Source organism: Psychrobacter sp. AOP5-GZ1-6 (assembly GCF_052376345.1).
Taxonomy (GTDB): domain Bacteria; phylum Pseudomonadota; class Gammaproteobacteria; order Pseudomonadales; family Moraxellaceae; genus Psychrobacter.
The window spans coordinates 1-1,956 of sequence record NZ_JBQSVP010000230.1 but is presented as its reverse complement, the minus strand read 5'-3'; the positions used below and the strand labels follow the sequence as shown (position 1 = coordinate 1,956).

Below are 1,956 nucleotides of genomic sequence, written 5' to 3'. Positions count from 1 at the left end.
GGAAGAATGATGATAACTTTATCGATGTTTCAAGAGTACTTATATTCTGAAGAGCCATTGCCGCCGCTACTAAATAAAATGGCAAATGGCCAAGAGGGTTATTTACGTAAACTATTGGCAGGACTGTCTTCGCAAACACAGGCAGAGCAAGCCGAGCAATTAGAAAAAATACTGACAGTATTACGCGTCGCTAATATAGATGAACAGCAACGTCTTAAATTAATGATTGCTGTAATCAGTGCCTCAGATCAGTTGATTGCAGCATTGCGTCAGCATTTCATTTATGAGACAGGAGCACTGAGTAGTGTTCAAGTAGGGTATGTAAATCAGATAAAATCATTATATTATCTAATTATTATGGTCTATGACAGAGTCATACGCCATAATACTTCATTGTTAAGCCGTCAGCGTAAATATACTACAAGTGATGGTTGGCATCGCTATTTCAGCAGTGACAAGACACTATCCACCACACTTGCTGTGGCCATTTATCAGTCATTGTTGATGTACCAAAGGCTCCTGTTTACAGAAGTGCTTTGCTATCAAAAACCATCACCTTATTTATGGGCTAAAATCAACCAGCTGTATTATCTTGCATATCAGCATCATGTAGTTGGTATCGATTTAAGTAAAATGATAGATATCTCGCGGGCCAGTAATATACATCGTTTGTACTGTCAAATTTGTTTGCATAGTTTATTAAATGTACGTGCTATGCGTCGTCCTAGTATCTTGCTAGTACAGCGCCTGTTAACCGAATGGGCTGAGTATATTGTTGCGACGATAGAGCCAAAAACGGACACTCGAATATTTGTTGATTTACAAAATAATAAGCCACCTGCCTATTTGACTGCCAGTTCTGCAATTAATCCATATGAAGATCGCTATCACTGTTTATTTATAGAATTGATGCCGATGCTAGAGTACCTTAGCTCACGTCGTCAGGTCTTAGTTCAAGAAGGTAGTGAAGGGCTTGAGAGCTACTTACTTAACAATATAGCGATGACAATGCGTTATCATTATCTAAAGTCGCCACCGAAGTTAGTGAAGAAACGTGATATAAGAAAAGAAGCTGTTTTGGTTACAGGCTTTAATAATATTCATTATCATGTAGGTGGTTCACATCTTTTTGCAAGCTTGATTGCGATGAATGAGCTGCCAGAGAAGCATCGACCTCGTTATGATACTGTTAGTAAAAAACAGGATAGTAGTGATATATTAGCCAGTGAAATTCTTGATGCTAACGATCAGTCATCATTATTTCGTACGCTGATATTACCTTCAACAGTAGATATTTTGGATAAAGGAAGTGATCGAGTAAGCCTTACTGAAGAAAGTCTTCATGCATTAGTCGCTGACGATGATGCAATGGCTGACGATGTTATTATTAAGACTGCACCGCCATTGTTATATCTTATGAGTCTTTTTTTAGTCTGTCGGTCTGAAACAGTTGCATCACCAGATTGGTCAATAGGTGTAGTGCGTTGGCTGAATCTTGATACTGACAAACCAGAAGTTGATTGGCAAGTGCTTGGAAATCATGTCGTGGCTTGTGGACTGCGTTTAGAAGGTACAGAAACACGCAGTCAGCACTTTGTACCAGCATTTATTCTTGGTAGGGAGGAGGAGCTTCAAACTATCGGAACTATGATAGTGCCAACAGCTTATTTTCAAACAGGTGACAGAGTCATCATGCGTATCAATGCCAAACAAACCTCGTTACGTTTGGGTAAGCGTCTACTGATTACAGATGAGTTTAGTCAGTATGAGGTCGTTCAGCTATAGCTGTTGGGTTTTGCCGAAAAAAATAGAAAAGTAGTGATATGAATAGAGATTTGGTTAGGCATTATTTAAATAGAGCTTGAGCTTTAATAGCCATAGAATTTAGTCATGCTAGACAATGATGGCAAGTTAGTCTGCAACCAGTTATATTATTGTCTATAATGATAAATATTA

The 1,956-nt window shown here is 38.5% G+C and carries 1 protein-coding gene; it reads left to right on the top strand.

Translation table 11 applies throughout. The features are described 5' to 3' along the window. Positions 1-1,785, top strand: a 1,785-nt coding sequence (locus ACT3RN_RS15300) for a hypothetical protein (RefSeq protein ID WP_444518798.1), incomplete at its 5' end; no start/stop codon positions are given. Between the last annotated feature and the right edge of the window lie 171 nt (positions 1,786-1,956).